The following is a 2,003-nucleotide window of genomic DNA, read 5'->3' on the forward strand; positions in this document are numbered from 1 at the left end:
GTGCGCAGGAGGGTTCACAGACCCGGCAAAATGTTGGAATGGATTTCATGGCAGCCTCCCTGACGATTCAGTCAGGCTAGCCAATCACGCCCGGGCAGGACATGACCGTTCCACTCATTTGTGGCGTCGCGGTTATGGGGCGGGCCCGCAGGGTCAGGAGGAAGGCTGTGACAGGGCGGCCATGATCAGGGCAATGGACTGCTCGCTGACGGTCTCGATATCTTCCCGGTTCACGTAAATGCCATCAATCAGCAGCCGGCACAGGCCGTGGACGGTGGCCCAGCTGGCCTGGGCCACGCGCAGGGAATCGGTTCTCGCCGGCAGGCGGCCCGCCAGCAGCGTTGCCAGTCGCTCGGCATAGTGACGGAAGCTGCGATAGGCGATGGTTTTGAGTTCATCGGTGGGCTCGCCGCCTTTCCAGATAGTGCGCCCGAACATCAGTTCGTACTGTTCCGGGTTCTCGGTGGCAAAGCGCAGATATTCCCGGACAAAATTTTGAATGCTTTCCTGTGAGCCCGTTGCTTGCAGCTGACGGTTGATCATCTCGTCCAGCTGGCTGAATGCCTGGGTGGCCAGGGCGCAGAGCAGGGCGTTCTTGTCACGGAAGTGGTGATAGGGCGCGGTACGGGATACCCCCGCCCGCTCGGCCAGCTTGCGCAAGGATAAACCCTCAACGCCTTGCTCGCTGAGCAGAGTGTTGGCTTCCTGCAGCAAGGTATCGTGCAGGTCGCCGTGATGATAGCGGCCGGTCTGTGCCATGAGTCTCCTGCCTTTTGCGTGGTGGCGTGTCGTGTGAAGCCTGTTGCGTCTATTTCAATCTTGACACTGTCAAAATAACCCCTTAACTTGACGCTGTCCAGATTAATCAACGCGTAGCCATCTGTGGTGCAGATGCCTTGGGAGACAACACCATGACAGCCAACCGCTATTCCAACCTGCTTTCTCCGCTGGATCTGGGGCATACCCAGATCAAGAACCGGGTGATTATGGGGTCCATGCATACCGGTCTGGAAGACCGCTTCTGGCAGTTCCCCAAGCTGGCGGCCTACTTTGCCGAGCGGGCCCGCGGTGGTGTTGGCTTGATCGTAACCGGTGGCTTCAACCCCAACAAGAAGGCCTGGTTCTATCCCTTTGCCGGCCTGTTTAACAGCCGCCTGGATGTGCGTAACCACCGCAAGGTGACCGATGCGGTGCACCAGGAAGGCGGCAAGATTGCTCTGCAGATCCTCCATGCCGGGCGTTACAGCTATCACCCCTTCTCCCGTTCGGCTTCTGCGATCAAGAGCCCGATCAACCCCTTCAAGCCCAAGGCCATGTCCACCAAGGAAGTGGAGCAGACGGTGAAGGATTTTGCCCACACGGCATGGCTGGCCAAGAAAGCCGGCTACGACGGTGTGGAGATCATGGGGTCCGAGGGCTACCTGATCAACCAGTTCACCGCGTCGCGAACCAACAAGCGTAAAGACAAATACGGTGGCAGTGCCGAAAACCGCCGTCGCTTCCCGGTGGAAATCGTTCGCGAAGTGCGCAAGCGTTGCGGCGATGATTTCATCGTCATGTTTCGCCTTTCCGTGGTTGATCTGGTGCCGGACGGGGCCACCCGTGAAGAGGTTCTGGCGCTGGCCAAAGAAGTGGAAGCGGCGGGCGCCAGCCTGATCAATTCCGGGATTGGCTGGCACGAAGCGCGTGTGCCCACCATCGTGACCTCTGTGCCCAGAGCCGCCTTTGTGGACGCCACCCGCCAGGTGAAAGACGTGGTTTCCATTCCCGTGGTGGCCTCCAACCGCATTAACGATCCGGACGTGGCAGAAGCCATTCTGGTCGCTGGCCAGGCGGATGCGGTCTCCATGGCGCGCCCGTTGCTGGCGGACCCGGATTTCGTGAAGAAAACCGAGCAGGGCAAGGCGGATGAGATCAACACCTGTATCGCCTGTAACCAGGCGTGCCTGGACCATACCTTCCAGCTCAAGCGGGCGTCCTGTCTGGTCAATCCCCGTGCTTGT

2 protein-coding genes are annotated in these 2,003 nt (G+C 59.7%); one reads left to right on the forward strand and one right to left on the reverse strand.

Annotation, left to right across the window (positions count from 1 at the left end):
• Nucleotides 1-153: 153 nt before the first annotated feature.
• Nucleotides 154-759: a TetR/AcrR family transcriptional regulator gene (locus tag A3754_RS17920; RefSeq protein ID WP_063520794.1), complete on the reverse strand. Its 606-nt coding sequence runs from the start codon at nucleotides 757-759 to the stop codon at nucleotides 154-156.
• Between the two features lie 152 nt (nucleotides 760-911).
• On the opposite strand from A3754_RS17920, the gene A3754_RS17925 reads away from it, so the two are divergent.
• Nucleotides 912-2,003: 2,4-dienoyl-CoA reductase FMN-binding domain-containing protein (locus A3754_RS17925; protein WP_197468704.1), on the forward strand; the 1,092-nt coding region annotated here is incomplete at its 3' end.

Source organism: Alcanivorax sp. HI0083 (genome assembly GCF_001635175.1).